The 24,678-nt window shown below is 42.1% G+C and carries 26 protein-coding genes; 19 read left to right on the forward strand and 7 right to left on the reverse strand.

Going from position 1 to position 24,678, the window contains the following annotated elements; all coding sequences use genetic code 11:
* The first annotated feature begins 2 nt into the window (after positions 1 to 2).
* From NXR94_RS13170 to lepB, 7 genes are all read left to right on the forward strand, one after another.
* Complete coding sequence (locus NXR94_RS13170; protein WP_258105120.1) at positions 3 to 1,622, forward strand: CTP synthase; 1,620 nt, start codon at positions 3 to 5, stop codon at positions 1,620 to 1,622.
* Between the two features lie 31 nt (positions 1,623 to 1,653).
* Positions 1,654 to 3,486 carry a membrane protein insertase YidC gene (yidC, locus tag NXR94_RS13175; protein WP_258105121.1) on the forward strand — a complete coding sequence of 611 codons (1,833 nt, stop codon included), beginning with the start codon at positions 1,654 to 1,656 and terminating at the stop codon, positions 3,484 to 3,486.
* Between the two features lie 170 nt (positions 3,487 to 3,656).
* Positions 3,657 to 4,433 (forward strand): ParA family protein, encoded by a 777-nt coding sequence (locus NXR94_RS13180; RefSeq protein WP_258105122.1) that lies wholly within the window; start codon positions 3,657 to 3,659, stop codon positions 4,431 to 4,433.
* A 9-nt stretch (positions 4,434 to 4,442) separates the two neighbouring features.
* Positions 4,443 to 5,333, forward strand: a complete 891-nt coding sequence (locus NXR94_RS13185; protein ID WP_258105123.1) for a ParB/RepB/Spo0J family partition protein — start codon at positions 4,443 to 4,445, stop codon at positions 5,331 to 5,333.
* Position 5,334: 1 nt separating this feature from the next.
* On the forward strand, positions 5,335 to 5,910 hold the full coding sequence (locus NXR94_RS13190) for a DUF5683 domain-containing protein (protein ID WP_258105124.1): 576 nt from the start codon (positions 5,335 to 5,337) through the stop codon (positions 5,908 to 5,910).
* Between the two features lie 2 nt (positions 5,911 to 5,912).
* A complete protein-coding gene (gene dapB, locus NXR94_RS13195) occupies positions 5,913 to 6,632 on the forward strand; it encodes a 4-hydroxy-tetrahydrodipicolinate reductase (protein WP_258105125.1) in 720 nt (239 codons plus the stop codon).
* A complete protein-coding gene (gene lepB, locus NXR94_RS13205) occupies positions 6,633 to 8,081 on the forward strand; it encodes a signal peptidase I (protein WP_308706271.1) in 1,449 nt (482 codons plus the stop codon).
* A gap of 3 nt (positions 8,082 to 8,084) precedes the next feature.
* On the opposite strand, the gene ung is transcribed toward lepB, so the two are convergent.
* Entirely contained in the window at positions 8,085 to 8,747 is a 663-nt protein-coding gene (gene ung / locus NXR94_RS13210; protein ID WP_258105126.1) for a uracil-DNA glycosylase, read from the reverse strand.
* Positions 8,748 to 8,824: 77 nt separating this feature from the next.
* Between ung and apaG the strand changes: the two genes are divergently transcribed.
* The 3 genes from apaG to NXR94_RS13225 all read left to right on the forward strand — a co-directional run bounded on the left by apaG (position 8,825) and on the right by NXR94_RS13225 (position 10,959).
* Positions 8,825 to 9,211, forward strand: a complete 387-nt coding sequence (gene apaG, locus NXR94_RS13215; protein WP_258105127.1) for a Co2+/Mg2+ efflux protein ApaG — start codon at positions 8,825 to 8,827, stop codon at positions 9,209 to 9,211.
* 2 nt (positions 9,212 to 9,213) lie between these two features.
* Positions 9,214 to 9,981, forward strand: a complete 768-nt coding sequence (locus NXR94_RS13220; RefSeq protein ID WP_258105128.1) for a class I SAM-dependent methyltransferase — start codon at positions 9,214 to 9,216, stop codon at positions 9,979 to 9,981.
* Between the two features lie 81 nt (positions 9,982 to 10,062).
* A complete protein-coding gene (locus tag NXR94_RS13225) occupies positions 10,063 to 10,959 on the forward strand; it encodes a chromosome segregation protein SMC (protein WP_258105129.1) in 897 nt (298 codons plus the stop codon).
* On the opposite strand, the gene NXR94_RS13230 is transcribed toward NXR94_RS13225, so the two are convergent.
* Both NXR94_RS13230 and NXR94_RS13235 read right to left on the reverse strand, forming a co-directional pair.
* A complete protein-coding gene (locus tag NXR94_RS13230) occupies positions 10,960 to 11,571 on the reverse strand; it encodes a hypothetical protein (RefSeq protein WP_258105130.1) in 612 nt (203 codons plus the stop codon).
* 2 nt (positions 11,572 to 11,573) lie between these two features.
* Positions 11,574 to 12,593, reverse strand: a complete 1,020-nt coding sequence (locus NXR94_RS13235; protein WP_258105131.1) for a YHYH protein — start codon at positions 12,591 to 12,593, stop codon at positions 11,574 to 11,576.
* 208 nt (positions 12,594 to 12,801) lie between these two features.
* Here NXR94_RS13235 and rpsF point away from each other — a divergent pair, with 208 nt between their 5' ends.
* The 9 genes from rpsF (at position 12,802) to NXR94_RS13280 (ending at position 21,250) form a co-directional block, all read left to right on the forward strand.
* Entirely contained in the window at positions 12,802 to 13,167 is a 366-nt protein-coding gene (gene rpsF, locus NXR94_RS13240) for a 30S ribosomal protein S6 (protein ID WP_258105132.1), read from the forward strand.
* Positions 13,164 to 13,415, forward strand: coding sequence for a 30S ribosomal protein S18 (gene rpsR / locus NXR94_RS13245; protein ID WP_258105133.1), 252 nt, complete (start codon positions 13,164 to 13,166; stop codon positions 13,413 to 13,415). Before rpsF ends, rpsR begins: the two co-directional genes overlap by 4 nt.
* Before the next feature lie 7 nt (positions 13,416 to 13,422).
* Entirely contained in the window at positions 13,423 to 13,863 is a 441-nt protein-coding gene (gene rplI / locus NXR94_RS13250; protein ID WP_258105134.1) for a 50S ribosomal protein L9, read from the forward strand.
* A gap of 73 nt (positions 13,864 to 13,936) precedes the next feature.
* On the forward strand, positions 13,937 to 14,896 hold the full coding sequence (locus tag NXR94_RS13255; RefSeq protein ID WP_258105135.1) for a GSCFA domain-containing protein: 960 nt from the start codon (positions 13,937 to 13,939) through the stop codon (positions 14,894 to 14,896).
* A gap of 2 nt (positions 14,897 to 14,898) precedes the next feature.
* Positions 14,899 to 16,926, forward strand: a complete 2,028-nt coding sequence (locus NXR94_RS13260) for a thioredoxin domain-containing protein (protein ID WP_258105136.1) — start codon at positions 14,899 to 14,901, stop codon at positions 16,924 to 16,926.
* Between the two features lie 123 nt (positions 16,927 to 17,049).
* A complete protein-coding gene (locus tag NXR94_RS13265; RefSeq protein WP_258105137.1) occupies positions 17,050 to 17,253 on the forward strand; it encodes a hypothetical protein in 204 nt (67 codons plus the stop codon).
* 29 nt (positions 17,254 to 17,282) lie between these two features.
* Positions 17,283 to 19,742 carry a primosomal protein N' gene (gene priA, locus NXR94_RS13270; RefSeq protein WP_258105138.1) on the forward strand — a complete coding sequence of 820 codons (2,460 nt, stop codon included), beginning with the start codon at positions 17,283 to 17,285 and terminating at the stop codon, positions 19,740 to 19,742.
* Between the two features lie 4 nt (positions 19,743 to 19,746).
* A complete protein-coding gene (locus NXR94_RS13275; protein ID WP_258105139.1) occupies positions 19,747 to 20,475 on the forward strand; it encodes a hypothetical protein in 729 nt (242 codons plus the stop codon).
* Complete coding sequence (locus NXR94_RS13280; RefSeq protein ID WP_258105140.1) at positions 20,447 to 21,250, forward strand: DUF6048 family protein; 804 nt, start codon at positions 20,447 to 20,449, stop codon at positions 21,248 to 21,250. Before NXR94_RS13275 ends, NXR94_RS13280 begins: the two co-directional genes overlap by 29 nt.
* A gap of 72 nt (positions 21,251 to 21,322) precedes the next feature.
* Here the strand turns inward: NXR94_RS13280 and can are convergent, their stop codons facing one another.
* The 4 genes from can to NXR94_RS13300 form a co-directional block, all read right to left on the reverse strand.
* Positions 21,323 to 21,955, reverse strand: a complete 633-nt coding sequence (gene can, locus NXR94_RS13285) for a carbonate dehydratase (protein ID WP_258105141.1) — start codon at positions 21,953 to 21,955, stop codon at positions 21,323 to 21,325.
* 107 nt (positions 21,956 to 22,062) lie between these two features.
* Positions 22,063 to 22,833, reverse strand: a complete 771-nt coding sequence (gene surE, locus NXR94_RS13290) for a 5'/3'-nucleotidase SurE (protein WP_258105142.1) — start codon at positions 22,831 to 22,833, stop codon at positions 22,063 to 22,065.
* A 4-nt stretch (positions 22,834 to 22,837) separates the two neighbouring features.
* Positions 22,838 to 23,446 carry a hypothetical protein gene (locus tag NXR94_RS13295; RefSeq protein WP_258105143.1) on the reverse strand — a complete coding sequence of 203 codons (609 nt, stop codon included), beginning with the start codon at positions 23,444 to 23,446 and terminating at the stop codon, positions 22,838 to 22,840.
* A gap of 3 nt (positions 23,447 to 23,449) precedes the next feature.
* Positions 23,450 to 24,670 (reverse strand): bifunctional 3,4-dihydroxy-2-butanone-4-phosphate synthase/GTP cyclohydrolase II, encoded by a 1,221-nt coding sequence (locus NXR94_RS13300; RefSeq protein ID WP_258105144.1) that lies wholly within the window; start codon positions 24,668 to 24,670, stop codon positions 23,450 to 23,452.
* Between the last annotated feature and the right edge of the window lie 8 nt (positions 24,671 to 24,678).

Here is a 24,678-nt window from a genome sequence, read left to right on the forward strand (position 1 = left end):
CAATGTCCAAAACCAAATACATTTTCGTTACGGGTGGCGTAACATCTTCGCTGGGAAAAGGTATCATCTCCGCATCTTTAGGTAAACTTCTTCAGGCCAGAGGTCTCTCTGTAACCATTCAGAAATTTGACCCTTACATCAATGTAGACCCTGGAACACTTAACCCATATGAGCATGGAGAATGCTATGTCACTGACGATGGAGCAGAGACAGACCTCGACCTGGGACACTATGAAAGGTTTCTGAATATCCCAACCTCTCAGAACAACAACGTTACCACAGGTAAGATTTATTACAATGTTATTCAAAAAGAGCGTGCCGGAGAGTTTCTTGGAAAAACTGTTCAGGTAATCCCGCACATCACGGATGAGATTAAAAACAACATATATAAGCTCGGGGATACCGGGAAATTTGACATTGTAATCACTGAGATTGGTGGATGTGTGGGTGATATTGAATCATTGCCGTTTATTGAAGCAGTGAGACAGGCTAAACTGGAGCTTGGTCCTACCAACTGTATAACGCTTCACCTGACACTGGTACCTTATCTCAAAACAGCAGGTGAGCTTAAAACCAAGCCTACTCAGCATTCGGTAAAAGAACTACTAGAAGCCGGGGTTCAGCCTGACATCCTGGTATGTCGTTCAGAGTATCATCTTGATGCCGATATCAGAAAGAAACTGGCCTTGTTTTGCAACGTACCTGTTAACTGCGTCATTGAGTCAATTGATGCTGAATCAATTTATGATGTTCCTATTCTAATGCGTAAGGAGAAATTGGATGAGCGAGTTTTATCCAGGTTCAAAATGTCTTACAAAAAGGAACCAAAGATCGATCAGTGGAAAGAATTTTTGGGGCGCCTGAAAAACCCTACCAGCGAAGTTCGAATTGGCCTTGTAGGAAAGTATGTTGAGCTTAAAGATTCCTACAAATCAATTGTTGAAGCTTTCACTCACGCCGGAGCAAACAACGAAACAAAAGTGAAGTTGGAATGGATTCATTCGGAGGATGTTCAGGAAGATAATACTGAAAAGTTATTCGGACATCTCGATGGAATTCTGGTAGCCCCTGGTTTTGGAGAAAGAGGTATTGAGGGTAAAATCTCTACTGTTCAGTATGCACGTGAAAACGAAATTCCATTCTTCGGAATATGTCTGGGCATGCAGATGGCTGTTATTGAATTCGCCAGAAATGTCTTGAAACTGAAGAAAGCGAACAGTTCAGAGATGAATCCGAAGACCAAACATCCGGTAATCAACCTGATGGAAGAGCAAAAGAATATTACCGATAAAGGAGGAACCATGCGACTGGGTGCCTATAGCTGCCAAATCAAAAAAGGAAGCAAGGCATACAATGTCTATGGGCAGTCAAAAATCTCCGAAAGGCATAGACATAGATATGAGTTTAACAGCGAATATTTAGAGGCCTATGAACAGGCAGGAATGATTGCCTCGGGGATCAATCCTGAAAACAACCTGGTGGAAATGATCGAATTAACCGATCACCCCTGGTTTATTGGGACGCAGTTTCACCCGGAGCTTAAGTCTACAGTGATTAACCCACATCCCCTTTTCGTAAAATTTGTAAGAGCTGCAATGAATTACAGAAGCAGTAAATCATAAGAATAACTATTTCGTTAGTATCAAATCAATCATGGATAGAAATCAAATTATAGGTCTTGTGGTGATGTTGGTATTCATAACGGTGTACTTCCAGTTTTTTGCACCCGAACCACCAGCACAACAAGCAACACCTGAGTCAAGCACGACTGAACAAGTTGTTACTGACTCAACTTCAGCTTCGGTATCTACTGCCCCTGCCCTTACGGACAGCGCAAAGGCTAAACTGGATGAATTAAAGTATGGAATTTTTTCAGGGAACACTGTTGGAGAGGAAAAACTCATCACCATTGAAAATGAAGACATGGTCGTCACTTTCAATACTAAAGGTGCATCTGTTGAAGAGGTCATATTGAAAAAACACCTGGACTTCCGTGGAGAGCCGTTGGTATTGATCGATAAAGATCATGCTCAGCAACACATTCAACTAAATCACCTTTCGAGGAACATTGACTTGGCTGAACTTTATTTCCAGGTTGGGAAATATAAAAATATCCTATCTGGTGATGAGTCTACCAATATCGTCTTTACGCTAAACGTGCAAGGCGATCAGAAAATCACGTACGAGTACTCCATCGCAGGAAAAGGTTATGAAGTGGGAATGAAGATTCTCCAGTCTGGTATGGAGCCCTTATTGGAAAACGGGATCAATTTTGCCTGGGAGCAAAACATGAACCGTGTAGAAATGGACTTCAAAGATGCTCGTAATCGCTCTACCGTAAAGTACAGATACACCGATGGCGATGTGGATGAACTGGATGCCAGATCTACTGAAAAAGAGGCCGAGACATTGGAGTTGCCTTCCAATTGGATCTCTTTCCGTCAGAAGTTCTTCACCTCTGCGATCATCTCAAATACTGCACCATTTGAAAAAGGAGATGTTTCTTCTGTCATAGATTTTAGTGATAGCAGCTCGGTCAAAAATGTTTCAATGAATTTAAGCTTATCATATGAGGCATTCATTGGAAATAACACCGATCTGAAATTTTATTACGGCCCGAACAACTATGCCTTGTTGAAAAAAGTGGCTCCTGACTTTGGCGAAAACGTGGAGCTGGGATGGAGCATTCTTTCATGGATTAACAAGTTTGCCATTATTCCAATTTTCCATTTTCTGGAAAACTACATCTCCAGCTATGGAATCATTATCATCATCATGGTATTTATTCTGAAGCTGGTGCTTTCACCTTTGACATACACCTCACACATGGGTATGGCGAAAATGAGAGTCCTTAAGCCGGAACTGGATGAGATAAAAGCTAAGCATGGTGATGACATGCAAAAAGCGCAGCAAGAACAAATGGCACTTTATCAGAAGGTAGGAATCAATCCGCTTAGTGGTTGTATCCCGATGCTCCTGCAAATGCCGATTTTGTTTGCAATGTTCTATTTCTTCCCGAATTCCATTGAGCTTAGGCAACAAAGCTTTTTATGGGCACATGACCTATCAACCTATGATAGCGTGCTTAATTTGCCATTCACGATCCCATTCTACGGAGATCATGTTAGTTTATTCACGCTATTAATGACAGCTTCCACGATCTTGTATACCTGGTCGAACAGCCAAATGACAGCCTCTGTACAAGGGCCAATGAAAACCCTTCAGTACGTGATGCCTATTATGTTCCTATTCTTCCTAAACAGCTATTCAGCAGGATTGACTTTCTATTACTTCATTTCCAATATTGTTTCATTTGGACAGATCGCAATCTTCAGAAAACTTATTGATGAAGAAAAAATCAAGCGCATTCTGGAAGAGAACAGAAAGAAGAACGCCAATAAGAAGAAATCTTCGTTCCAACAAAGGCTTGAAGACGCTATGAAAGCTCAGGATCAGAAGAAAAAGTCTCGCTCAAACAAAAAGTAATACACTACTTATACACATTCAGATTGTTAATTATCTGATTACTAGATATATAATTAAAACCACTGGCCTCGCCAGTGGTTTTCGCTTTTTTTGGATTTGAGTTCCGTTGGACTCTGGATATATTTGTGTCCTTGTCTTTTTTAAGGGTCAAACACTTTGAAGTATCTACTATGGGAAAAATCATTGCGATAGCTAATCAAAAAGGTGGTGTTGGTAAAACCACATCAGCAATCAATCTTGCCGCCAGTCTGGCAGCACTCGAGCTAAAAACACTGATTGTCGATGCCGATCCTCAGGCAAATGCTACCTCAGGCGTAGGCATCAACCCGAAAGACGTTGAAGCCAGCATCTATGAATGTATGGTAGATAATGTGGATCCGTACGATTGCATTGTTAAGACTGACAATAAATACCTTGATCTCCTCCCTTCTCATATTGATTTGGTTGGAGCGGAAGTTGAGATGGTAAGCATCAACCAGAGGGAAAACAAAATGAAGGCGGCACTAGCCGACGTGAAAAAGGAATATGATTTCATTATCATTGACTGCTCCCCTTCACTTGGTCTGATAACCGTAAATGCACTCACTGCTGCAGATTCGATCATCATACCTGTTCAGTGCGAGTACTTCGCCCTTGAAGGTCTCGGAAAGCTTTTGAATACCATCAAAATCATCCAGAACAGACTCAATCCTGATCTGGCGATCGAGGGTATCCTTCTTACTATGTACGATCTGAGATTGAATCTGTCAAACCAGGTTGTAGAAGAGGTGAAAACGCATTTCAAATCAATGGTATTCAGCACGCTGATACCTAGAAATATCAAGCTAAGTGAATCTCCAAGTTTTGGGGTGCCGGCTATCAGTCATGACGCTGAAAGTAAAGGAGCTTTGGCTTATCTAAATCTTGCAAAAGAAATATTAGAAAAAAATCAAGTAGAGGCAGCATAAGGAGAGTTCATGGCGGAAAAGTGGAAAAAAAGAAGCGGGTTAGGAAGAGGTCTGGGTGCATTACTTGATGACACTGAAGAAAAAGAAACCTTAAGTGGTGCTGGTGCCACCATTCGCGGGGCGATCAATGAGATCCCTCTTGATCAAATTGAGGTCAATCCGTTTCAGCCTCGAACTGACTTCAATGAAGAAGCCCTCAATGAGCTTGCTGAATCCATTAAAGTTCAGGGAATAATTCAACCAATCACTGTTCGCGCTCTCAGCGAGACTGAGTTCCAGCTTATCTCTGGTGAGCGAAGATTTCAGGCTTCAAAGCGTGCAGGATTAGAAAAAATCCCTGCATATATCCGTACCGCCGATGACCAGCAAATGCTGGAGATGGCGCTCATCGAGAATATTCAAAGAGAGAATCTTAACGCTATAGAAATAGCGTTGAGTTATCAGCGCCTTTTGTCTGAATGTGATCTCAAGCAAGAACAGTTAGGTGACCGAGTAGGAAAAAACAGGACTACGGTTAATAATTACCTACGTCTTCTTAAACTTCCGCCGGATATCCAGATTGCCCTTAGAGATGGTAAAATTTCAATGGGCCACGCAAGAGCTATCATCAATATTGAAAATGTTGATGCGCAACTGGATATTTTCAAAAAGATCATCGCGCAGGAGCTCTCAGTGCGAAAAGTAGAAGAGTTAGTACGTGCCATTGGAAAACCGAAAACAGAAACTCTAAAACCAGAACCACAGGTTAACCCTGAAATTCAGGCAATTGAAAATAGGCTTACCTCCCACTTCGGAACAAGGATTTCAATAAAATCTGATACCAAAAACAAGGGTGAGATAAAGATCCCGTTTGTATCTTCGGATGAACTAAACAGAATTTTGGATATTCTCGATCTCTGAAATGATCAGGTATTTATTCGTTATCACAGTTTTATTCTGGATTTTTGAGTCAAATGCACAGATCAGCAAGGCTGACTCTATCTTTTTGATGACGGATGCTAACCTGGAATCCTTTCAATCTGTATCTAAGCTAAATCCACAAAAAGCGGCATTTCTTTCAGCCATTGTACCGGGACTTGGTCAGGCATATAACAACCAGTACTGGAAGATTCCTATTATTTATGGTGGCGGGATCATTTTCGCGCATTATATAAGCTATAACCATCGCATTTATCAGGAGATGCAAAATGCCTTGATTGCCGAGACAGATCAAAGCGAGAGCACTGTAAACTTTTATGCTGGCATCTTTAATCAAACAGCCCTGGAAAACAACCGAAATGTCTTCAGGCGCAACAGAGATTTTCTAATCATTCTTACCTCGGCATTCTATTTACTCAATATCGTAGAGGCCCATGTATCTGCCCATTTGGATGAATTTGAGGTGAATGAGAACCTTTCCATGACAATAGTACCTGTTGTTGAGTCAACTCCATTAATTTCGCGTGCAGTAGGATTTTCTGTCTCACTTAACTTTTAGCAATGCGAATAGCACTAGTCGGATATGGCAAAATGGGAAAAGCAATTGAAGCTCTTGCCCAAGCGGCCGGACATGAAATCAGCTTTATCATCGACGCTGATAACACTCAGGACATTAATAATATATCTCCCGAAAATACGGATGTAGCCATTGAATTCTCACAGCCTTCTTCGGCCTATCAGAACATCAAGACCCTACTGAGTAATAGAGTAAAAACCATGGTCGGTACTACCGGATGGCTGGATCAGTATGAGGAGATGGCTGCTCTTTGCAATAGTAATAATGGAACTTTCTTATATGCTTCCAACTACAGCATTGGGGTCAACCTATTCTTTGAGTTGAATAAATGGCTAGCCGAAAAGATGGCTTCCCTAAGCGACTTCAAAGCAGAGATGGAAGAAATCCATCACACAGAAAAGAAAGACGCTCCAAGTGGAACCGCGATTACCTTAGCGGAAGGGGTGATTGAAAAAAATCAATCCATCAGCAAATGGGTGAATGAAGAGACTGATGCTGCTGACGCTATTGGCATTATCTCCCTTCGTGAGCCCGGAGTTCCGGGAACCCACACCATCAAATATGACTCTCCATTAGAGAGCATTGAAATCAAGCATACCGCACATGACAGAAAAGTTTTTGCCAGTGGTGTAATAAAGGTGGCCGAATGGTTTACTAACCAATCAGGTGTATTAACTATGGCAGATTTTTTAAAACAATCTTAAATGTATCTTAACGATTTCAGCCTGACATTTTGCATCATCGTACTGGGTGGCTGGTACCTGATGCAGGGCATTGCCTACCATAAATTTTTTGAAAAGGCGAACCAGCCCTCGTGGATTGGATGGGTGCCATTTTATAACTATTACGTACACATGAAAATCATTGGACGACCTGTTTGGTGGGTCGCCCTCCTGTTTGTGCCTGTTGTCAATTTCTTTATTGCGCTTACTGCTCATTTGGATCTAATGAAGTCATTTGGTCGGTATTCTTATGTGGACCAGTCACTGGGAGTTATTTTCGCTCCTTTTTACATGGTTTACATAGCCTTTGCTGATACTAAATATGAAGGAAAAGCCACAGAGCTGCCAAAGCGCAAAAGAACGATTGTTCAGGAATGGTTTGAGGCGATTGTCTTTGCAGTCTTTGCTGCGACCTTTATCAGGTGGATATTCATGGAAGCTTATGTGATCCCAACACCTTCGATGGAAAAATCTTTACTGGTTGGCGACTTCCTTTTCGTAAGCAAGATCAATTACGGGCCAAGAACCCCAAAAACACCCTTTCAGATTCCTCTGACACATGCTACGATATGGGGATCGGATGCCCCCTCCTATTCTGACGCGATTCAGTTGCCACAGTTTAGGCTTCCCTCATTAGGGAAAGTTGACAGAGGCGATGTCGTCGTATTTAACTACCCTCCGGAATTCAAGCATCCAAAGGATTTACGTACTCACTATATCAAAAGATGTGTAGCTGTTGCGGGCGACACCATAGAAGTAAAGGCCGGCCAGGTTTATATCAATGGAAAACCTCAGGATAACCCTGAGCTTATGCAACATGATTATTTCATCAAAGCCAACAAACTGGTCAGTGATCATAACTGGATGAAAATCATTGAAAAGTATGACCTTTTCCAAGACTTAAGACCCGTGAAACTACAGGGTGGTATCACTTCTTTTTATGCAATGACAAATAGCGAGGTAGCCAGGGAATTGGAAAAGCTGGATTTTGTTGAAAGCGTTAAAATTCAACTACGTGACACCTCAATCGTTGAGCCGGAAATTTTCCCGGACGCAAGGTACTATCCATGGAATGCTGACTATTTCGGTCCATTGGAGCTACCCTTTAGAGGGATGACGATTCAGGCTGACGAATATGCATTGGCTAAGTATGGCAGCACCATCAAAAACTACGAAGAGCTTGATGATGTGAAAATCGATATCGACAAGCTTTTTATCAACGGACAGGAAGTGGCTGAATATACCTTCACAAAAGATTACTTCTTCATGATGGGTGACAACCGTCACAACTCCGCTGACTCAAGGTATTGGGGTTTTGTACCCGAGGATTTTGTTGTTGGAGAAGCTTCATTTATCTGGATGTCCATGGATGATCGCAATTCATTCCCTGCTAACATCCGATGGAAAAGGCTTTTCAAGCCAATCGAATAAAGATTACCAGTCAATCAATGTTCTACCTTGTTTTTCAAGGTAGGCATTGGTTTTAGAAAACGGCTTGCTACCAAAAAAACCTCTGTGAGCTGCAAATGGTGATGGATGCGCACTTTTGATCACATAGTGTCTGTTCGGGTCAATCATTTCCCCTTTTCGCTGTGCATATGCTCCCCACAGTATAAAGACGAGTCCTGATCGTTCAGAAGCGAGTTTACTGATTACCGCATCTGTGAAATTTTCCCATCCCTTTTTCTGATGTGACCCTGCCTGACGAGCCTTCACTGTAAGCGTGGCATTTAACAGCAGCACTCCTTGCTTCGCCCACTTTTCCAAACTTCCATGGGGAGGAATATCTTTATTCAAATCTGTCTTGAGTTCTTTAAAGATGTTCAGCAATGAAGGTGGCATAGGAACCCCCTCAGCCACAGAGAAACACAATCCATTGGCCTGTCCGGGACCGTGGTAAGGATCTTGTCCAATAATCACCACTTTAACTTCTTCCAGCGGACAGAAATCAAAAGCACGAAATATCTGACTTCCCGGAGGATATACCGTACCCAACTGATACTCCTGTTTCACGAAAGTCACCAATTCATTGAAATAATCTTTATCAAATTCATCTGCAAGAAGGCTCTTCCATGAATCTTCAATTTTCACATCCATAAGCTTTAGAAAAGTTTATCGCGATTGTTGGCAAAATAAAAAAAAGGACTATAAATTTCTTTTCTCAAAAGAAGACAATGGTTGTAACCACCACAAAGGGAATACGCGTTTCTGTCGAAACTGAATATCAGGAAGAATATTCTAGTCCTGGACAGATGCATTATGTCTTCACCTACAAAATTACCATCGAAAACTTAAGCGAACATACCATTCAATTGTTGGAGCGTCACTGGGATATTGTAGACCTGACCTTTCCAGGAAGAGCGGTTGATGGTGAGGGAGTTATCGGGAAGCAGCCCATATTGGAACCAGGTCAAATGCACCAGTACATCTCCGGCTGCAACCTTAAATCCGGCTTAGGTAACATGTCGGGCTTTTATACCATGGAAAGGCTTGTGGACGGCAGACGCTTTACAGTCAAGATACCTCAGTTCGACATGGTAGTACCTTTCAGATTGAACTAAGATTGTCCCTATCCTCCTTTCAGATAAGCCAGTACCTCAGGTACCGACTACGTGCTGTGAATGCGCATGGGCTCCACTCCCCTTTTCTGTACGAGCTCTACACGAAGGTCATAAGGAACAAGAATGCCTCCATTCAAAAAGAGGTCAGAGCCTTGCGAAAAGCTACTTTCTCGAGCAAGGAGGCTCTGAGTTTCACAGACCCAAGAACAGGAGATGCTAAAAAAGTAATTGTTGGTCAATGGGCGAAAAAGGTCACCTCTCAGAGGAAGTTTTCAGTGTTCCTGATCAACCTGATCAACTGGCTGAATGTTTCTACTGTGATGGAGACGGGCACTGCTTCAGGAGTTAATTGCTGTGCGCTCAGTTTATCCACTGCTAAAAAGATCATAACGCTGGAAGGTTCAGGCGACATCGCTGTCCTGGCAAAACAGAATATCGAGAAGTATGGAAACCGGAAAGTTGAAGTCATTGAAGGCATGGTTCAGGAAACCTTCAAAGAAACCATTCAAGCACATCAACCCGAGCTCATCTTTCTGGATGCCGATCATCGAAGTGAATCCATTTTCAAATATTTGAAAGATATTCACACACTCGACACGCCACCCAAAGCGATAATCGTTCATGATATTTACTGGTCTAAGGATATGATGGAGGCCTGGAGAAATATAATATCTGACCAAAGATATAACCTGACTATAGATCTGTTTCAAGCGGGAATCATCTTTCCAAACCACCCCACACAGAAGCAACATTTCACGATACAATTTTAGTGTTTCAAGACGTTTTATGATTTCTCGTTCAATAGCCTATTTTTGCAATCGCAAATTCTCGAAGTTTAAAGGACCTCACCTATGAGTAATAAAAAGCAAAAAGATTTTACTCCCTACTTTATTGGGCTGGCCGTACTATTGCTAGGCGTCGTGGCATTCTACTATTTCCAGGTAAGAAACCTGGAAGCAGAGAAGGAAGCCCAGCAACAGGAACTTAATAACACAGTTCTACAACTTGACTCAATTTCAACAGAACTCAACAAGAAAATTGTGACCATTTCACAGCTTGGTGGTGACATCGACACCTTGCTGAAGGTTCAGGCTCAATTGGAGGAAGACAAAAAGAAACTTCTGACTCAGAGAAACAGCGAACGCAATTATGCTCACTCATTAAAGGATAAAGTTGATGGCTATCAGGAATTGCTCCTCATGAAGGACGTGGAGATCCAGAAACTTCAAGAGCTGGCCGAAGTACTTATGTCAGAAAACACCGAGCTGAAGGTCGAAAAGCAGGAGCTCAATAAGTCTATCAATGAGATCAACGACGAGAAAAATGAGTTACAACAGAAGGTTGAGCAAGCTTCTCAGCTCAAAATTGAGGGAATGACGGTTTATGCAGTAAGTTCAGGTGAACGCAGACGCGAAAGCCCTTTCAGAAACAGACATATAGAGCAAATCCAAATCACCTTTACCGTACTTGAAAACACTGTCGCTCCTATTGAAGGTAAAGAATTGCTCATTCGGGTAGTTGCGCCTGATGGGAATGTATTATTTGATGTAGCTCGTGGATCTGGCTCTTTCACCTTTAAGGGCAGAGAAATGTTCTATACCCAAAAGCAGGAGATCCTTTACGATAAAAGAGATCAGCAGGTCACTTTATTTTACGACAAGGGTAGCGAATATGCTTTAGGTAACCATATCGTGGAAGTCTACACAGACGAGTACCTAATGGGTAAAGGATCATTTGAGGTTCACTAATCAGGCACCTTCAAATTTCCATTTCATAAACCAAAATAATCCCAATACCATTAAAAGAACAATGGCAGGAAGGGTAACACCCGCGTGGCTAAGCCCCTCTTTATTATTCTCCTCTACCGGACTAACCTTAGGGTCATAGGTAAACCCGTTGGAGTTGCTTAAAACCCTGTGTTTTATCCCTGTTGACTTTGGATAAAGAAACACATTTTGCTGATGAGTATTTTCCGACATGCACCGGATCACGATTTTCAGTGCTCCCAGATCCGCTAACGGGTCGTCGACTACAAACCTTACATCAGTTTGATGGCTTCCTATTTTGATCCCTCCTTCTCCAAGCCGCAACAGTTTACCGTACGGGTATGAGACTTCAATACCTTCACGTAGGTAAGCCATGGCTTTCTTTTTAAATTCCCGGGAAGTGAGTTCACTCAAATTCAATTCAGGGTAATGGCTCTTCATAGCCTCATTCAGACCAAACTGTGCGAAACTACCCTCCAGCACCCACACCTGATTATATTGCTTTAGCTGAAATGTAGCCAGATTAGGGCTGTGTGCGTAGCCGACCACTACGACACACATACCCAAAATCACGATGAAAATTTTCCTTTTCATAATTATTGATAGACAAAAGCATTAGTTACTGATGCACCCTTTAAGCATGGCGGCATATTAGGAGCCTCGGTTTTACTTGCATGATAGTGATAGACACCATCAGGAAACTCAGCAGTAGCAGAAAAATGGCCGTTACATTGATCAAGATCAGATGGCTCACTTCCATCCATATCAGCATATGCATAGATTGGATAACCATCTTTAGCAAAACCACTGAGGGCAGATTTATCCTGCTCAGTATTAGTACAGGTTAGTTCACTTATTTGATAAGCCGACAGCACCTCATTCATAGATTCTGAGATAAAATGCCAGTGATAGTAGCCTGAAGGATCATGATGACCACCACAGGCATCCAGCGATGGGATGTTTCCATTGCCAAAACCAACCACGGACGGTGGCGTCCCATTCATCGGAACTCCGTCAAGAGAAACACCAATCAGTTCAACAGTTTCTATGGTATTTGGAGAAGACAGGTCTTCCGGTTCCAGTGGGATATAAAAAGTCAACTTGAGGTTATCATTTACAACTGGTTGTAGACAGTAAGAGAACTCTGGTTTGTCCTTTGTGGAAAAGTCACTCATTCGAATATTGCCTCCAACATCTATGATGTCGTAACCATCTGCTTCCATGGCCTCAAAAAGAGAAGCCTTCATCACCTGAAAACCGGCATTTGTATTTCCATCATAGATGCCCAGGCCACCTACATCAGAAGTTGTAGCCGGACAAAACGGGCCATCGTCGGGTACAGGGTTGCTAATAAAGGTTAACTCATAACACTGAGTTGTTGATCCATTATCCAAAGTACAGTCCACCACCTTGGCTGTGACTGCAAAACTCGACGAAGCGAAGAAATCAGGATCAATATAGGTTGTTGAGGACTCCTCCTGTTGCTCTTCATTTTGTAATTCATTGTCGTTTAACTGCTCATCTTCATCACCAGGAGATGATCCGTCATCCTCCATGCAAGAGGTTTGAAAAAGCAATGCTCCGATAATGAATAAGCTGAATAGATTTCTTTTCATAGTTTTCATAATTGATTTTAGGTTGGCTGGTGTAAGCGCCAATTGAACCTAAAACGGGAAGATCAACTTAAACCCTACCCTATAAATGAAATATCCATGGAAAGTGAAATGATCGCGCCTCACTATTTAAGGCAGCAGTGTTTCTCATTATCAATAATTTACCTAGCTTTGCACTTCGAAAAATTTTAAAGGTTTTTATTTTAAAACGATGACTAAAAATTACGAGACAGTATTCATTTTAACTCCCGTTTTGTCTGAGGCTCAGATGAAGGATGCTGTCGAAAAATTCAAAGGTGTCCTTGTAGATCAAGGTGTGAAGATCGTCAATGAAGAAAATTGGGGTCTTAGAAAATTGGCTTATCCAATTCAACACAAGACTACAGGTTTCTACCAACTCTTTGAATTCGAGGCAGAACCATCCGTAATTGCAAAGCTTGAGACAGAATACAGAAGGGATGAGAAGGTAATGAGATTCCTTACAACAGCGCTTGACAAACACGCGGTGGCTTACAACGAGAAAAGAAGAAGCGGAGCATTCAAGAAAAAAGAAGTAAAAGAGGAGGCAAAAGCATGACACTACAGAACGAACCGATCAACAGAGAGCAGAAAAAAGATAAATACTGCCGATTCAAGAAAAGTGGTATCAAATACATCGACTACAAGGATGAAAAATTCCTTTTGTCTTTTGTAAATGAGCAAGGAAAACTTCTTCCAAGAAGAATCACAGGTACAAGCCTGAAATTCCAGAGAAAAGTTGGACAAGCTGTGAAAAGAGCTCGTCACCTGGCCCTTTTACCATACGTTACTGACTCTTTAAAATAATAGCGAGATGGATATTATATTAAAAGAAGACATCAAAGGTCTGGGTTATAAAAACGACACAGTGAGCGTAAAGCCCGGATACGCGAGAAACTATCTTATCCCTCAGGGATTTGCTATTATCGCAAATAAGGCGAACACTAAAATGATCGAAGAGAATATCAGACAAGCTGCCCACAAAGCGGAAAAAATCAAAGCTGATGCTCAGGAGATCGCTAAAAAACTTGAAAGTGTTACGCTAGAGCTTAAAACCAAAGCTGGTGAGTCTGGTAGAATTTTTGGTGCTATTACAGCACTTCAGGTTTCTGACGCACTAAAAGAAAAAGGTTTTGATATCGACAGAAAGAAAATTTCTTTGGATTCAATCAAAGAGCTTGGCGAGCACGCTGCTGAGATTGATCTCCATAAAGAAGTAAAAACTGAGATTAAAGTGAGTGTTGTTGCTGAATAACAACTCACGAATCAAATTCGAAAACCCTGGCCTTTGGTCAGGGTTTTTTTATGCTTAAGGCTAAATTACATACATGTTCAAGCTGGATTTTCATATCCCTCCTTCCCCTGAAAAAATTGCTTTAAGCGATCGCATTGTTTCCTTAGGCTCATGTTTCTCGGACAACATCGGACAGAAACTCCGGGAACATAAATTTCACGTACTCAGCAACCCATTCGGGACCATCTACAATCCTCTCTCCCTTTTAAGGATTCTTGAAGGAAAAATTGATCCTGAGAATACCACTGAACATCAGGATGTCCATTATCATTGGGATGCTCATGGTGAAATTTCACATTCCGATAAAGACCAATTCAATGCGCTTCTGAGAGAACGCCTGGCAAAGACCGAAAGGGCAGTTAAATCTGCCAAATGGCTGATCCTCACCTTCGGAACTTCTTATGTTTACGTACTTGAAAAAACAGGGGAAGTTGTTGCTAATTGCCACAAAGCCCCACAGAAAGAATTTAAAAGAAGGTTACTAAGTCCATCTGAAATCGTTGAATCATTTTCCAGGTGCATTGAAAATCTTAGATCAGAAAATGCAGATCTAAAGGTGATTTTAACAGTAAGTCCGGTCAGACATGTAAGAGATGGCCTGCATCAAAACAACATCAGCAAGGGCATCCTTCATCATGCTGTAGCAGAGATCATCAAGCAAACCGAAGGGATATATTACTTCCCTGGCTATGAGATCATGATCGATGAACTGAGAGACTACAGGTTCTACGAAAGGGACATGATCCACCCAAGCCAATTGGCCATCGACTATATATGGTCCATGTTTATAGAATCCTGCATGGATGCTGAGGCTTTAAACTTTATTAAAGACTGGTCTAAGATCAGAAATGGCCTCAATCATCGACCTTTTCATGTACAATCTCCGTCCCATCAAAAATTTCTTGGCAATCTCATCAAGCATATTGGGCAGTATAAAGGAATCATAGATGTCCAGGAAGAATTAGAACAGCTCAAATCACAGTTGAAAGATTAATAATGAACCAGGCTTCTCAACAGAATCACTTAAAAGACAGTACCAGTCCCTATCTTTTGCAACATGCTCATCAGCCTGTTGATTGGTTCCCCTGGGGCCATGACGCATTGCAAAAGGCTCAGGATGAAAACAAACCTATTTTATTGAGCATTGGCTATTCATCATGTCATTGGTGCCATGTAATGGCCCATGAATCCTTTGATGACCATGTGGTGGCTGAGTACATGAACAATCACTTCGTGAACATCAAACTGGATCGTGAAGAACGACCGGATATCGATAGCATTTACATGGATGCGATACAGGCTATGGGCTTGCGAGGCGGTTGGCCATTGAACATATTCCTCACTCCTGACCAAAAGCCTTTTTACGGTGGCACCTACTTTCCTAAAGAGAACTGGATCAAGCTCCTTCAGAGCATCACTCAGGCTTATGATCAAAATTTTGAGAAATTGAATGAATCTGCGGAGCAATTTGCACAACACATTCAAGCCAGTGATGTAGTCAAGTATGGTTTGGAACAGAAAGCTCTCGAGATCAATGACCAGGATTTTAATGCGGCTATTCAAAAGCTTGTTTCAAAATTTGACCTGAAGTGGGGCGGCCTAAATAAAGCTCCCAAATTTCCGATGCCCTGTGTCTGGGAATACCTTGCTCACTACGCCTACCTGTTTCAGGATGAACAGGCTCAAAATCACTTCCTTTTCACGTTGGATAAAATCGCTGAAGGTGGGATTTACGATCAAATTGGTGGGGGTTTTGCGAGGTACTCAGTAGATGGCGAATGGCATGTTCCACATTTCGAAAAAATGCTCTATGACAATGGTCAGCTCATGAGTTTATATGCTAAAGGGTATAAAATATCCGGAAAAGAAAAGTACAAGCAGGTGTTAATTAACACCGCTGAATGGCTGAAGAGAGAGATGACCAACGAACAGGGGGGCTTTTATTCTGCTTTGGACGCAGACAGTGAAGGTGTCGAGGGTAAATTTTACGTGTGGAGCTACGACGAAATACTGGAGCTTGCTCTGGATGACGCGAATATAATAACCAGGTACTATGACGTCTCCAGAAATGGTAACTGGGAAGGCACTAATGTTCTCAGAAGGCTGGATGATGACGAGACCTTTTCCAACAACTGGAAGCTCACAGTATCAGCGTTAAATCAAAAGGTACAAGCCTTCAACAAGAAAGCGCTTTTTGAACGAAACAAGAGGATCAAACCCGGCCTCGACGATAAGATCATTTCCGGATGGAATGGTCTCATGCTGAGTGGACTCTTAGATGCGTATCAGGCCACAGGAAATGAGGTTTTTCCCGAGCTTGCAAAGACTAACGCCGCCTTTATTAAGGAGAAACTGATTAATTCAGAAGGCCAACTTTTGAGACTCCTGAATCAACCAATAGAAGGGTTTCTGGAGGATTATGGAGCCATTATTCAGGCATTTGTTTTGTATTACGAAACACTGGGAGATCAGGAGTATTTGTCGATGGCGTCAACGCTTTGTGATCATGTAATCGGACAATTTTATCATGATGCCGAAAAGCTTTTTCATTTTACAAGCCGACAAAGTGAAGCATTGATCGCACGAAAAAAAGAGATCTTTGATAATGTTATCCCTTCCTCCAATGCCCTGATGGCAGAAAACCTTTTTAAGGTTGGAACCATAATGGACAGAGAGGATTACAAATCAATAGCTACCGCAATGGTCAGACAGGTCAGTAGCCTGATTGCAGCCGAACCAGAATATATGTCCTACTGGTCCAAAGTGGCTTTACTCATCAACCACCAGCCTGCCGAGGTGGTGATCCTTTCGCCTGACGAGGAACCTTTCCCAAAAGACTTGTTGGAAACCTACTTACCGAATGCTATTAAAATGATGGGACAAGAGGGTGATCAGCTGCCTTTGCTTTCCGATAAGAAGGTAATTGATGGTAAGCAGACCTATTACGTATGCTTTAACAAAACATGCCAACGTCCAACCACAGATATCAAGGAAGCACTTAAAGAAATAGCATTAAGCCTTTAATCGCTATGAATGTAAAAAGTGTCTTAAAATGAGGATTCAACAAGCTTTCTTCCTGTTTATTCAATTTATTTTTCTCATCCCGTTATCTACACTATTTTTGCCGCAATTAGAACCAGCAAAGCTATGACAAACCTCAGTGAAGAAAGACAATTCCTCACCTCTATGAAGGCAAAAATTGCCGAAGAACAAAAATTATCCGATGAAGAACTGAAAGAGATCTGCAACTACCTTGAGGATGCCATTGAGCTTGCTTCCGTTTCTATCAAAATGATTGATCGACTGAGGATAAACTTTCTTAACCTTCAAAATTCATTAGCAAAGAATTAATTTCGTAAGCCTCATAGATCGGGCTTATTTTGAAATTTGCAGAAGTCATTCTCCCTCTCCCACTGAAGGGAACCTTTACGTATAGTATACCAGAGACCATCGAATCACTCGAGCCCGGAATTCGTGTGATTGTACAGTTTGGTAAGCGTAAGATCTATACCGGAGTCATTTACCATCTACACGATGAAGCACCCAATGTATACACACCAAAGGAGATTTTGGATGTATTGGATGAAAGTCCAACATTTACCGCACACCAATTGGAGCTTTTTCATTGGATGTCGAACTATTACATGGCGACCATTGGTGAAGTGATCAATGCGGCCCTCCCTTCGGGTCTTAAAATTGCCAGTGAGTCTTTTGTCTCAATGAACCCGGATATTGATCTCGATGATCTTGATTTGACAGAAAAAGAACAACTCATTGTAACTAACCTGCAACAGGCGGACCACACCCTCGATGAACTGGCCAATTTGCTGGAAATAAAATCTCCTCATCATCACATCAAATCGCTTACTCAAAAGAATGTCATCCATTTGTTTGAGAAGGTTAAAGACAAATACACCGCTCGCACAGAGACACGAATCAGGCTCGATGCTAAATTCGTAGAGGAAGAATCGCTACAACAAATTTTTGATGAGCTAGAAAAAAAGCCTAAACAATCAGAGGTACTCCTCTCCTATGTGAAGCTCGTCAACGTTTTTGAATACCCATCCAGAAACCAAAAAGGCGTTGTCAAAAAAGACCTGATCAATGAAGGAGTAAGCACCTCAAGCTTGTCTACTCTTGTCAAGAAGGGCGTATTTGAAGAATGGAAAGAAAAGGTTTCTCGCATTCCGCATGACGAAAATGCTGATACAGACATTCCATCCTTGTCCCCCGATCAGGAAAGAGCTAAATTAGAAATTCTGGGTCATTTCCAATCCAAAGAAACAGTTCTTCTTAAGGGGATTACGGGTAGCGGGAAGACTGAAGTTTACATCTCGCTCATCCAGGACATATTAGACAACGAAGGTTGCGTCCTTTACTTGCTGCCGGAAATTGCACTGACCACCCAAATTATCAAGAGGCTTCGAAAGGCATTTGGAGACACCTTTGGAATCTACCATTCACGATATTCTGACAATGAACGCGTCGAGGTTTGGCAAAAGGTATTAAAGGGAGAATACAAATTTGTGGTTGGGGTAAGAAGTGCGGTCTTCCTTCCATTTTCTGACCTGTCGCTAATCATCGTGGATGAAGAGCATGAACCGTCATATAAACAATATGACCCTGCTCCTCGCTATCATGCAAGAGACACTGCCATCTATATGGCATCAAAGTTCCACGCCAAAACATTGCTAGGCACAGCTACGCCTGCGATAGAAACTTATAAAAATGCTATTGATGGCAAATTTGGTTTGGTCAGAATGGATAAGCGTTTTGGCGAAGTCAACCTCCCTGACATCGTTTTTGCAAATCTGAGTAAAGAACGGAAAAAGAAAACCATAAAAGGCAACTTCTCCTCGTCACTTCTTGGAGCAATGGAGCAAACATTATCTGACGGAAATCAGGTGATCCTATTTCAAAACCGTCGAGGCTACGCCCCATATATTGAGTGTGACCAATGTGGCTATCACGCCACATGCCCCAACTGTGACGTCAGTCTGACCTACCACATTTATCAGAATGTACTGGTTTGTCATTATTGCGGACATAAGAAATCTATGATCACGGAATGTCCGCAGTGCCAGTCTCGCGATTTGAGAACTATGAGCTTTGGTACCGAAAAACTCGAAGAGGAACTTGAGATCATGCTTCCTCATGCTCGTATCCAAAGAATGGATCTGGATGCCACAAGAAGTAAAAACAGCTACCAAAGGATCATCGACCAATTCGAGAATGGAGAGATTGATATTTTAGTTGGTACACAGATGGTGAGTAAAGGGCTCGACTTCGATAAGGTGTCCCTCGTGGGTGTATTTGCTGCTGACCGGATGATCAACTTCCCCGACTTCCGGGCGCATGAAAGAGCTTTTCAACTAATCCACCAGGTAAGTGGAAGAGCCGGAAGACGAAAACAAAAAGGACAGGTTATCATTCAAACCAATGATCCCGAGCAACCTATACTTCAGCTCATTAAACGGCATGATTACGAATCCTTCTATCGCTCAGAGATATTAGAAAGGGAAAGGTTTCACTACCCTCCTTTTTTCCGAATGATTGTGATTACCTTAAAAGACAACGACAAGCAGGTTGTCAATCATGCTGCCCAGTTTTACTACCGGGAAATAAGCAGACAACTAGGTACCATGCGTGTTATTGGGCCTGTAGAACCACTTATCGGAAAAATAAGAAATCAATTCCTGATGGAAATCACAGTGAAAGTAGAAAAACAAAGCGTGAGCTTAATGGCATTAAAGGAATTCCTACTTACTTCGCGTAATATTGTGTTGAGTCAACGTTCTTTTAAAAGTGTCCGAATTCAGTTTGACGTTGACCCAATCTAGTCCAATGAAATACAGAATAGTACCCATCCTCGTTATATGTCTTTCACTCCTGTGGAAATGTGAGCCTTGTGCTGATTGTGGTGAACCTGTAGTGTTCGATCCCTTTATCAGCCTGGTTTTCATCGATTATGATAGCCTTTCTGATCTGGACATTTCCCTTCTGGAAACAAATGACAGCCTTCTGACACTGACCACTTTGCGTGACTCCCTTGTAGACACCATTGGTGTTTGGAACAACCTTTTGATTGCTTATCGGGACTCAATTGAAAATGGAAATAGTGATTACGTGGACGACACTGTACAGTTGGACAGCGACATTTCCATGGCAACTGCAGATTTGGGTGAAGTGGATACAGCCAGAAAATATACGAATGTATATCTTACCACCCTGCAAACGGCCAGAACAGGGGTCAATTCGGGTAAAATCCTGGTAGATAACATTGAATTAATTGAAAATCAAAGAGATACGAGCTACTTCGACAGCACTAAGACCTACCGGCTACCCCTGCTAATGGACAGTGATTTTACCTCATATAAAATCACCATATTAGGTGAGTCGGACACACTGAGCTTCTCCTATGAGCGGGAGATCAGCACAAATGCTCAACGTAAAGTCCGGATGAGAGTAAGGAACATCCAATTAGTTGACTACACTTATCAGGAAGCACCTGTTGTAGATTGTGAATCAGATGACTGTTTAGATAATGAAGTATTGGTTACTGTTTATTTCTAGCCTTATTTCCCTCTCGCTGTGGGCGCAGGATACTGATTCGTTGAGCAGTTCATCCACTGACACTCTTCAATGGATACAGGAAATACCTGCTCAAGGGGATTCTTTATCCACTCCCTCTCAGGTTATTCAGAGTGAAGAGGAGGAAGAAGTAAGCTTCTTTGAAAACAGAACGGTCTTCACACCACAGGTCTATATCGATTATGGAAAACTGATCACCACAGCAGCCGGACTCGAAAATAAAATGGAAGGCGCTTTCTCGCTCCTCTTCTTTGATGCATTTGAATTAATTGGTGAAGCTGGTATGGCTACCCTAAAACCTGAACATGCCTATACCAACGGCAACTATGAATCCTCCGGAAGATATTACCGTGTTGGTGGCGGTTATATCAGTAAAATAAATGCTAAGTCCAACATTGGCTTAGGTGTAAGGTATGGACAGAGCCTCTTTGAAGATCAGGGGAAAATTGAAATTCAAAGTGCTTCAGGACTTCAGGATGATTACATCTCAACATTTAATAGAAATGACCTTACCGCTCGCTGGTGGGAAATGGTTTTGACCTCGGAAAGTCGTTTGATTTTGAATAAAAACAATCCGGATTCCAGGCTGAATCAAATGATAAGTTTGGGTTTCTTTTTCCGGGTCCGCTTCCTTGTTGCACATGAAAACACTATGGACAAGTATGAAGTGGATGTCTACAGTATCCCTGGTTATGGCTCCACCGTCAATAAGCAACAACTGGCCTTCAACCTATTTGTGAAGTTTACCCCCTGGTAACAAAAAAAGCGACCCAGTGGATCGCTTTCGTTTTATATCTAATTATTCTCCAACAGTGGAAAATATCATTTATTAATATTTATAAACATTCTCTAAAGACTCACTTGAATTAATAGCCACTCCAAGGTCTTTTATCAAGCCATCCTTAAGGCTATACACCCATCCGTGAATATGCGGGAACTCACCTGACTTCCATTTATCCTGAATAAATGAAACCTTCGCAAGATCGCGCACTTGTTCCTGAACATTTAATTCAACGAACCTATCAAAACGCTCACCTTCATCAGCGATACCATCCAGTTCCTTTTCATGTAATCGATATACATCCTTAATATGAAGCAACCAGTTATTCAAATAGCCATAATCGCCATTCGTCATTGCTGCTTTCACCCCTCCACAACCATAATGACCACAAACGATAATATGCTTAACCTTAAGCACTTCAACGGCGTAGTTGACAACACTCAGCAGGTTGGTATCGGTATGCACCACCATATTCGCAATATTTCTATGAACGAAAATGGATCCTGGAACCGTGTTAGTAATTTCAGTTGCCGGTACTCGGCTATCAGAACATCCTATCCATAAAAATTGTGGATGCTGGGCCTCAGCTAACTTTTCAAAAAAATCAGGTTTTACCTTTAAAGTATTTCTCACCCAGACCTCATTGCCTGAAAGTAATTCTTTGTGCAGTTCAGATGCCATATTATTAATCTTTAGTTGTGTTATTCAATTAACTCAACCAAATATAGCCTCCACTTGTTATATAGCCTGAAGATTAATGCCAGATAATAGAGATAATGGCAAACCTCTTATAGTTCCCAGGAATCGTTCAGGGTATTAAAAGCGAAGTAGCCGGTGAGGTCAAACTGGCATGGGACAATGGAAACGTAATTATTAGCGATGGCCCATTCATCATTATCCTCTCCTTTGTCGTGATTAACAAAGTTTCCCACCATCCAAAAGTATTTTTGCCCGTGTGGATCGATCCGTTGATCAAAATCCTCCTCCCACCTGGCATTGGCTTGTCGGCAAACTTTTATTCCCTTGATCGCCTCCTTTTGAGCCGGAGGAATATTCACATTCAGCGCAATACCCTTTGGCACTCCTCTTTTCAGGGCCTGTCTACTTATTCGTAGGATATATTCGTCCACATGAGACATATCTGCCTTGGGATCATAATCACAAAGAGAAAAACCAATGGCAGGAGTCCCTTCAATCGCTGCCTCAATGGCCGCACTCATGGTTCCGGAATACAAAACACTGATAGAAGTATTGCTGCCATGATTGATTCCACTCACCACCAAATCAATTTTACGCCCTTTTAGTACGTAATGCTTGGCGAGTTTGACGCAATCTGCAGGAGTACCACTACAGTCGTAAGCATCCACCCCATCGAAAATATCGTTTTTCGTTATTCTCAATGTATCCCCTACGGTGATCGCATGCCCCATTCCGGATTGTGGACTGTTAGGGGCTACCACCACTACTTCACCAAGTTGTTTCATCAAGAAGGTTAGTTTTTTGATCCCCTCCGACGTTATACCATCATCGTTAGTTATGAGTATGAGTGGTTTGGCCATAATGTTATAAAGAGTTGTAGAATGCTGTGATTCGAATCAAATCACGAAGGTCATTGGTATTCAATCTATTCTTTTTCACAAAGCTTTTTACCTGTGCCTGCTTATTGGACATGATTAAGTAAAGATCCTTTTTATTACCACTAAACCGTCGAATATTGCCCTTTTTATCCAAAAAGAAGTAGGCATAAGACACCACTTCTCGCTGAACAGGCATACTATAATAAGCACCGGAGGCATTGACCACTTCAGTCACAATGGCCTCCCGGGTCAGCAATGAAAGGGGCCCTTCATAGAGTACTTCAAAAAAAATTGGTAATTCGTAGTCGAAATTCACGTTGTAGGGCAATGCGTAAAACTGTCTATAGTTCCCTACGATCTCATCGAAAATCTCAAAATAGAAGGTTTTTTGACTGGTAAAGGTTTGAACGACTTCATTTCTGGAAACCAGCACCACATTATTTGGAATGTCATACTTGATTTTACCTCGAATGGTATCTCTCTCTACAGAAACCAGAAATCCCCGGTGCCATGTCTCCATGGAAAACTTTTGTGCGCTGACCGTACTCAGACCAAGCAGCATCACCAAACAAACCAATAAGCGCACTACTTGCATCAATCAGGGCTTTTTCAAAATTTCATGACCCATTTTATCTCGCTTGGTTTCCAAATACTTTTTGTTGTGGATATTCGGAACAACCTCGATTGGTACATTCTCCACAATCTCCAGACCATAACCTATTAGTCCGACTCTTTTTTTAGGATTATTGGTGATCAGTTTCATTTTTGTAATGCCCATTTTCCTAAGAATCTGAGCGCCCACCCCATAATCTCGCTGATCCATTTTGAAGCCAAGATGCTCATTCGCCTCAACAGTATCCATACCGTCTTCTTGTAGCTTGTAGGCTTTCAATTTATTTACCAGACCGATACCACGGCCTTCCTGATTCATATATAGCACCACGCCCTTTCCGTACTTCTCCACCATCTGCATCGCACTGTGCAACTGATTTCCACAATCGCATCTAAAGGATCCAAAGATGTCTCCTGTCACGCACGAAGAGTGTACACGGACCATTACCGGTTCGCCCGGCTCCCACTCACCTTTGTACAGGGCCAAATGGGTATCTCCGGTATTTGTTTGCTTGAAAGCTTTTAGCATGAATTCACCATGCTCCGTAGGCATTTGCACGGTTATCTCCTCCTCGACCAGTGATTCATTCTTCATCCGGTATTCAATCAAATCCCGAATAGAAACAAGCTTAAGGTTATGCTCATCAGCAATTTCTCTTAAGTCCGGCACTCTGGCCATGGTACCATCCTCCTTAAGCACCTCGACCAATACACCCGCAGGTGATAATCCCGCCAATCGGGCAAGGTCAATGGCTGCCTCGGTATGGCCTGCACGTCGAAGTACGCCACCCTTTTTGGCTTTTAATGGAAAAATGTGTCCGGGTCTTCCCAGCTCCTCCGGTTTGGTTTTAGGATCCACCAACGCCCTTATGGTCTTGGCTCTATCCGAAGTAGATATACCCGTTGTCGTTCCATGCCCCTTTAGATCAACGGAAACCGTAAATGGTGTTTCATGCACGGCGGTGTTCTTACCCACCATCAGCTCCAGGCCAAGCTCTTCGCAACGTTCTTCAATTAGGGGAACGCAAATCAACCCACGTCCAACTTTACTGAAAAAGTTTACGATGTCCGGCGTTACCTTTTCGGCAGCACATATGAAATCGCCTTCATTTTCACGATCCTCATCGTCCACCACGATTACCACTTCACCTAATCTAATCGCCTCAATGGCCTCCTCTATTGTGTCTAATAATTTTTCCTGACCCATTTGTCTAA

Source organism: Marinoscillum sp. MHG1-6 (genome assembly GCF_024714475.1).
Lineage (GTDB): Bacteria > Bacteroidota > Bacteroidia > Cytophagales > Cyclobacteriaceae > JAMZMI01.